Below are 6,474 nucleotides of genomic sequence, written 5' to 3'. Positions count from 1 at the left end.
GCGCAAGCGGACACCGACGCCGAGGGACACTCCGCAGCGCTGAGCCGCTTCATGGTCCGGTCCGAGTCGGTCGCCTCCTCGAAGATAGAGCGCGTCTCGGCGAGTGCGGAGGACTACGCGCGCGCGCTCGCTGGCAGCAAGGCGAACTCATCTGCACTGAGCATGGTGGCCGCCTCGACGGCGCTCTACTCACTCATCGAGAGCGTCGGCCAGCGCCGCAGCTTTACCCTCGAGGACATCACCTCAGCCCATCACGCGCTCATGATCGACGACCCCGACGAGGCACCGTACGCGGGCAAGGTGCGCGACGTGCAGAACTGGATCGGGGGCAGCGACTACTCCCCACGCGAAGCCTTGTACGTGCCGCCGGCGCCTGAGCGTGTCGCCGACCTGATGGCCGACCTCCTCGACTACCTCAACCGCGATGACATCCCGATCATGGTGCAGGCAGCCATCGCACACGCGCAGTTTGAGTCGATCCACGCCTTCACCGACGGCAATGGTCGCATTGGGCGCGCGCTGGTGTCCGCGTCGCTGCGACGCCGCGGAGCGACCCGCAACGCCGTCGTACCGCTCGCCAGCGGCTTGCTCGCACGACGTGACGACTACTTCGACGCGCTAACCATCTACCGCGAGGGCGACCCCGCGCCCATTGTCGACATCTTTGCCCGCTCCGCGCGCGCGGCCGCGGTGTGCGCGCGGGTGTCGATCGCGCGCCTCAAGGCAATCCCCGGTGAGTGGACAGAAGCCATCCAGCCACGTGCAGGCTCTGCGGCCGCCGCGCTCATCCCGGCGTTCTTCGATCACCCGGTGATGAACGCCGATGATGTGCTGGCCTGCACGGGCGGTGTCGAGAGCAGGGCATACAGGGCGATCGACAAGCTCGTCGCTAACGGACTCATCACCGAGCTCACCGGGCGTAAGCGCGACCGAGTGTGGGCCGCCTCCGAGGTGCTTGCCGAGCTCGACGATCTCGACCGGCGCATTCAGCGGGAGATGGTGCGCGGGAGCCGGGTGCAGTGAACAGGTATCGGGACTGCCCAAGCAGTGACCCTCGCGGCCAAACTGCCCCGGGTCTGCCCCCGCTCGTCCTGGCGGCGCTTCGAAGCTGACCTGCCCAACGAGCGGTGGCAGGGCGTGTCAGATGGTTTGTGTAAGGCTCGTGGTTCCGATTTGATCGGAGAACACTGATGTCCATGGCAACGACTGATCCGGAGCGTGAGCAGCGTCGTCGTCAGCAGGAGCGGGTGGCTGACGCGTTGAAGTCGTCGGGCGCGTTGGATGAGATCTTCGCGCTCATTGATGCTGGCGAACCCTTGACCGGTCATGAGGGCCTGATCAAGGGCATGCTCAAGGCGACCCTTGAACGCGGGCTCGAGGCCGAGTTGACCGAGCATGTGGGCTATGAGCGTGGCGACCCGACCGGTCAGTACCTGCCCGATTCACGCAATGGCTACTACGCGAAGACCGTCGCGTCCGAGATCGGCGACGTCGATCTCGCGATCCCGCGCGATCGCGGTGGGACGTTCACACCGATGCTGGTGCCGAAGGGTCAGCGCCGTCTGGACGGCCTCGACGCGATGATCATCTCGCTGTATGCGGGCGGGATGACGATCCGCGACATCGGCCATCATCTGGCGTCCACGATCGGCACGGAGTTGTCGCACGAGACGATCTCGAAGATCGTCGATGCCATCGCTGACGAGGTCCTGGCGTGGCAGTCGCGCCCGCTCGAGCCGCTGTATCCGGTGATCTACCTGGACGCGATCATCGTGAAGATCCGTGACGGCGGGCATGTCCGCAACAAGGCGGCCCATATCGCTGTCGGTGTGGACATGGATGGCATCAAGCACGTCCTCGGGATCTGGATCCAGACCACCGAGGGTGCGAAGTTCTGGGCGTCGGTGTGCGCCGAGCTCGCCAACCGCGGCGTGCGTGACGTCCTGATCGTGTGCTGCGACGGGCTCACCGGTTTCCCTGAGGCCATCGCAGCCACGTGGCCTGAAGCGACCGTGCAGACGTGCGTCGTGCACCTCATCCGTGCCGCGACGCGGTTCGTCAACTACAAGGACCGCAAAGCCGTCGCCGCCGCACTCAAGCCGATCTACCAGGCACCATCCGTGGACGCGGCGGTCGAGGCACTCAAGGAGTTCGCCGCATCGGACCTGGGTGCGAAGTATCCCTCGACGGTGAAAGCGTTCCGCGACGCATGGGAACGGTTCATTCCGTTCCTGGCGTTCCCGCCGGCACTGCGGAGGGTGATCTACACGACCAACGCGATCGAGTCACTGAACTACCAACTACGCAAGGTCACGAAGAACCGCGGGCACTTCCCCAACGACCACGCCGCGATCAAGCTGCTGTGGCTAGCGATCTGCGATATCGAGGACAAGCGTGCACGAGACCGCGCCCGAGAACGCGGAGCCCCAGCGTCACAACGCAAAGCATCCGGACGCCTCGTCGAGGGACAGATCACCACGAACTGGAAGCAAGCCCTCGAACAACTCGCGCTGGCCTACCCCGAGCGCATCGAACCCTACCTATGAACCCCGCCCCTTACACAAACAACTTGACAGGCTCGGGCACGGATCTGTCGCGTCAACGTCGGGTACGACCCCTCGAATCCCAACGGACGCAACTCGTCGAGCAACGTCATGATCCAAAGATGCGGGTCCTCGGTCAACCTCGCGGTCACGTAATCAACGAACGCGTCGAACCCATCGGGGCCAGCGGGCTGACGGCCCCCGGGTGCGCGGTCTCCGTTCAGGTATGCGCGGATCGTTTTGCGGTCATGGTGGGTTCGGCGGGCGATCTCACTGATCGTCATCCCCTGCCGTTTCAGAGCGTGGATGTCCACGCTGCTCCTCTCTGAAAGCATAAGAACAGGGCCTCCCTCGGAAGCTGGTGTGTGGTCAGAGACCACCAGCATCGAGGGAGGCCCGCCTCATGCGGCGGAGCGACCCAGGGTGGGGAATTTCAGCGAGCAGAACTGGAGAATTTCAGTGAGCGCCGTCACTTCCACGACCTGCGCCACACGTACGCATCGCTGATGTTGAGCCTCAACCGCCCGCCTCAGCGCGTGAGCCGGTGGATGGGCCACGCGTCCCTCGTCACCACGGACACGATCTACTCGCACCTCTACGTCACGGACAACGACCTGGAGCGGGAAGAAGTCGGGCGGCTCCTCGCGGCCCAGCGCTAGGGCAGCGACTCTCAAAATACCTGTCACTCAGTGATGGTGAGCGTACCGAGCGACACATCGTCAAGTTCGACCGATGCCCGGCCCGATGCGTCGACCGGGACGGCAAGCGTCACTACCGCGGTTCCGTCGGCGTCCACGTCCGCAGTCCCCGTTGCGAGCACCGTTTCGGTTGTGTCCACGGCGACAAGGCTCAACTCAATGGTGTTCGGGCCGGGGCTCGTCTCGCTACCTTGCGCATTGCAACCGGGGATTACCCCAGTGAGAGTGACCTCGATCGCATTGCCCCTCTCGGCCTCTGCAGGAATCTCGGCGGAGACCGCGCCACAATCAAGCGGTGCGTCAGAACTGCATCCACCCAACCCGACTACTGCGAACAGTACAGCCCCGGCGGTTGCTGCGACCCGCGCGTTCATGGGTACAGCGACTTCATGCCCGCGAGGTCACCCGCGCCCAACTTGCGCTGATCAGTGTCGCAGTACTCTCCTGGCGTTTTCATTACCTGGTAAGTGCTTGAACTGACGTGACCGAGTCCGAAGACGTGACCAGCTTCATGCGTCATGATCCCTTGCGCGTCGTATTTTGAACCCGTGCACCCTGTAACTGAGGTGCTCGTATAGAACGTGTAGGCGCTGTTGAAGCGGACGTCGGCGTAACTGATTTCGGACGAGTTCTTGTAAGTGCACGTCGACGCCACCGCCGAAGCAGAAAGCGCGCCGACATCTACGACATTGACGAAGTCAGTCGCATTGCACGTGCCCGAACTGGAGATCGTTGAGGAGACGCTGGTCGTTCCCTTGTACGACGCGCTCGCGCTGTTGGACAAGTTCGTGCACGCACCAGTGCCATTTGCCATGGCGTTGATGCCGCCCTGGATCGCTGTCAAAGGTATGAGGATTCCCGACTTGCGGTAGTACGGAAAGGCCGCGATCCACTTCGCCCCATTAGCGCCACCGTTGCCAAATGTATAGGAGTAGTTATCACACTTTGGATTCGTGGAGAGCGGTACGACTGCCGACTCGCCTTGGTCGGCTCCGCCCGCAACAATATCTGCTGCCAAAGTGTCGTCTCCGTAAGCGGTGTACTGGCCGGTCGCGATGTCCTCAACGACGACCGCTACATCGCCATTGACGCCGCGCCGAACAGTTACGTCAGGGATAGGGTCATATCCGACCGCTGTGACGGACGCCGCGGTTACCGTCCAACCAGGCTCGGGGATAGCACCCGTTCGACCATCTGGAAACTTGACCAGTCGCCCTTCGCCCTCACAACCGGCCAGGTTCCATGCGTCCAGTTGCGACGTTTTGACCACTGGCGCTTCGCATACCTGTTGGTCGGTGGGGGGCGGTGCCAACGAGACGCCGACCAGAGCCGATATGGACAAACTTGCGATACCTATCAAGCGCATTGGAAACCCCCGGTTCCCTTGCCGCTCCGCCCCGTCGCATCGCGTGCGAGTCAAGTGGACACCCGGTCGCGCCACGGCGTCAAGTGCAATCGCGCGGTTTGGTTTGGTGCGATCGCGCTCCGCCGGTTTTTGGGCGGGATTTCCGTCAAACCACACGCACGCCACTACCCCAAAACACCGATCTACCAGGTGGGCCCCGTGGGGCTCGAACCCACGACCCGCGGATTAAAAGTCCGCTGCTCTACCAACTGAGCTAGAGGCCCCGGGTCCAGGGTAGTGGCGCGCGCGGCTCGATCCGGAACGAATCCCGACGACCGTGGCGGCGATCACCGCGCCCAGCAGCGCACCCGCCGAGTTGAGGATGATGTCATCCACGTCGGCCACCCTCCCCAACAGGAACTGCGCGGCCTCGATGCCTGCGGACAGGCCCGCGCCCAGCATCGTCGCGGTGAGCACCCGCAGGAAGAACCCGCGTCGCACCAGCGCCGCTACCACCGCGCCGAAGGGCACGAACAGAACGATGTTGCCCACCAGGTTGCGCCACGGCGTGGACGCGCCCGTGTCGAGCGCCCGCAGGATCTCCTGGAACGGCGTCAGGTTCACGCCCCCGGCTCCGGTGGGCGTGCCCGCGATCGTGAGGCCGATGGTGACCCACCCGATCACCGCGAGGCACGTCACCAACGCCACCCACAGCGCGGCGCGCGAGCCCCGCCGCGTCGCCAGCCCCACCGCCCACGCGAGCAGCACGAGGACCGCGCCGACGAGAGCGATGGGAAGCGCTCCCGCGGCGCCGGCCGTCGAGAGCGCGAACATGGAACCTCCGGGGGTGTCCCACCTTCAACGCGCGACGATGCCCGAGCGTGCCAGGCGCGACGGTCACGCGTCGCGGCGGTACACCTGGGTCGCACGAGTCTCGCGGCCGTCCGGATGCCAGGTGACCTGCAGCACCGCGAGCAGAGAGCCGTCGTCGCTCACGCGTCGCCGCGAGTACGCGATGCGGTGTCCGCCTGCGAACGTGGAGCTGTCGAGCACCCCGGGAGCCACGTGCTCGAACGATGCGGTGACGCCCGCCGCGCCCGACACCTCGTGTGTGCCGGTGCCCACCAGCCCGCCGTATCCGGCCTCGTGCTCGGTGCCCGCGGCATCGGTCCAGGACACCGCGAAGTTGACGCGGTCGGCGTCGACCTCGATCACGTACAGGCCGGACGCGGGACTGTCCCCCTGCTCGTAGAACGAGAGCTCGGGCATCAATCGCCAGGTTCCGGCGTACCGGGTTTCCATGTTCTCCACGCTAGCCCCGAGGGGCCGCCCGTGCAGGCCGGGGCGTGCTCAGGCCGCGAGCCCCAGCTCCCGGAAGCCGCGCCAGGCCATCGCTACGTTGAGCGGCCGCTCAAGCACCGCCCACGACGCGCACTTGGTGACCGCGATGCCTCGCAGCCTCGCCTCGAGCCCGGGGTCCTCGCAGCCCGTCTCCTCCCGGTACGCCGCCACCGCTGACTCCACGCCCTCGACCGGCAGCGCGGTGTAGAGGAAGGAGAGGTCCACGGCCCGCTCGCAGCCGGCCATCTTGCCCCAGTCGATGATTCCGGCGAATTCGCCCTGCTCCGCGAGCAGATTGGAGCCGTGCGGATCCGCGTGCGACCACACGCGCTCGGTGGGCGCCGGCGCCGCCACCGCATCGGCCCACAGCAGTCGCGCGCCGCCTATGTCCAGCCGCTCCCCGGACGGACCCTTCGCGTCCCCCAGCAGGTCCAGCGCCCATTCCAGGTTGGTGGCGCGGTCCGCGAGGTCGATGGACTGCTCCGGGTTGAACCAGGCCTCGGCGGGCGCGGGGACGTGCACCTGGGCGAGGGCCCGGCCCACGGCG

Annotated in this window: 9 protein-coding genes and 1 tRNA gene; 3 read left to right on the top strand and 7 right to left on the bottom strand. The window is 65.6% G+C overall.

Going from position 1 to position 6,474, the window contains the following annotated elements; all coding sequences use genetic code 11:
• On the top strand, positions 1-1,023 hold a 1,023-nt coding region (locus Q0L54_RS09645), incomplete at its 5' end, for a Fic family protein (protein WP_296667619.1).
• Between the two features lie 173 nt (positions 1,024-1,196).
• Positions 1,197-2,546 (top strand): IS256 family transposase, encoded by a 1,350-nt coding sequence (locus Q0L54_RS09640; RefSeq protein WP_296667617.1) that lies wholly within the window; start codon positions 1,197-1,199, stop codon positions 2,544-2,546.
• Here Q0L54_RS09640 and Q0L54_RS09635 read toward each other — a convergent pair.
• On the bottom strand, positions 2,537-2,878 hold the full coding sequence (locus Q0L54_RS09635) for a helix-turn-helix domain-containing protein (protein WP_296667616.1): 342 nt from the start codon (positions 2,876-2,878) through the stop codon (positions 2,537-2,539). The two genes, Q0L54_RS09640 and Q0L54_RS09635, sit on opposite strands and share 10 nt — an antisense overlap.
• A gap of 30 nt (positions 2,879-2,908) precedes the next feature.
• Here Q0L54_RS09635 and Q0L54_RS09630 point away from each other — a divergent pair, with 30 nt between their 5' ends.
• Positions 2,909-3,202, top strand: coding sequence for a tyrosine-type recombinase/integrase (locus Q0L54_RS09630; RefSeq protein WP_296667614.1), 294 nt, complete (start codon positions 2,909-2,911; stop codon positions 3,200-3,202).
• A 23-nt stretch (positions 3,203-3,225) separates the two neighbouring features.
• Here the strand turns inward: Q0L54_RS09630 and Q0L54_RS09625 are convergent, their stop codons facing one another.
• From Q0L54_RS09625 to Q0L54_RS09605, 6 genes are all read right to left on the bottom strand, one after another.
• Positions 3,226-3,381 carry a hypothetical protein gene (locus Q0L54_RS09625; RefSeq protein WP_296667612.1) on the bottom strand — a complete coding sequence of 52 codons (156 nt, stop codon included), beginning with the start codon at positions 3,379-3,381 and terminating at the stop codon, positions 3,226-3,228.
• A 230-nt stretch (positions 3,382-3,611) separates the two neighbouring features.
• The gene (locus tag Q0L54_RS09620) at positions 3,612-4,601 is read right to left on the bottom strand and encodes a matrixin family metalloprotease (RefSeq protein WP_296667610.1); all 990 of its coding nucleotides are present in this window, start codon (positions 4,599-4,601) and stop codon (positions 3,612-3,614) included.
• Between the two features lie 196 nt (positions 4,602-4,797).
• Positions 4,798-4,870 (bottom strand) — tRNA-Lys (locus tag Q0L54_RS09615).
• Positions 4,833-5,420 (bottom strand): VanZ family protein, encoded by a 588-nt coding sequence (locus Q0L54_RS11115; RefSeq protein ID WP_366937953.1) that lies wholly within the window; start codon positions 5,418-5,420, stop codon positions 4,833-4,835. Before Q0L54_RS11115 ends, Q0L54_RS09615 begins: the two co-directional genes overlap by 38 nt.
• Before the next feature lie 63 nt (positions 5,421-5,483).
• Positions 5,484-5,888, bottom strand: a complete 405-nt coding sequence (locus Q0L54_RS09610) for a hypothetical protein (protein ID WP_296667609.1) — start codon at positions 5,886-5,888, stop codon at positions 5,484-5,486.
• Positions 5,889-5,936: 48 nt separating this feature from the next.
• Positions 5,937-6,474, bottom strand: a 538-nt coding sequence (locus Q0L54_RS09605; RefSeq protein ID WP_296667608.1) for a phosphotransferase, incomplete at its 5' end; no start/stop codon positions are given.

Source organism: Demequina sp. (assembly GCF_024642165.1).
Classification (GTDB): domain Bacteria; phylum Actinomycetota; class Actinomycetes; order Actinomycetales; family Demequinaceae; genus Demequina.
This window is presented reverse-complemented; position numbering and strand designations above follow the sequence as displayed.

Bases quoted from the DNA above. Each gene is read 5' to 3' on its own strand.
- Q0L54_RS09640 (WP_296667617.1), top strand. From the start codon at position 1,197: ATGGCAACGACTGATCCGGAGCGTGAGCAGCGTCGTCGTCAGCAGGAG.
- Q0L54_RS09635 (WP_296667616.1), bottom strand. From the start codon at position 2,878: ATGCTTTCAGAGAGGAGCAGCGTGGACATCCACGCTCTGAAACGGCAG.
- Q0L54_RS11115 (WP_366937953.1), bottom strand. From the start codon at position 5,420: ATGTTCGCGCTCTCGACGGCCGGCGCCGCGGGAGCGCTTCCCATCGCT.
- Q0L54_RS09610 (WP_296667609.1), bottom strand. From the start codon at position 5,888: ATGGAAACCCGGTACGCCGGAACCTGGCGATTGATGCCCGAGCTCTCG.